Here is a 229-nt window from a genome sequence, read left to right on the forward strand (position 1 = left end):
CTCCTATCTGCCGTCGCTGCGCGATCACCTGCCCACTGTGGGCGGAGTGCGTGCCCTCGTCGGCGATGCACGCGGCGGGGCCGGCGCGGACGACCCGCGGGTGGTGGCTGCCTGTCGATCACTACGCGCGTCCCTCATCGTGGACGCGGGACGATGGGACGCGCGAGCTGCTCGCTGTGCGTCCGTCATTCACGCCGACGCTCTCGTCCTGCTCACGCGCGCGGACCTG

General features: G+C 72.1%; 1 pseudogene. It reads left to right on the top strand.

Annotated elements, in window-relative coordinates:
* Nucleotides 1–229 (top strand): annotated as a pseudogene (locus QP415_RS13205) (hypothetical protein); the annotation flags it as partial.

It is taken from the genome of Pauljensenia sp. UMB3104 (assembly GCF_030217285.1).
Taxonomy (GTDB): Bacteria; Actinomycetota; Actinomycetes; order Actinomycetales; family Actinomycetaceae; genus Pauljensenia.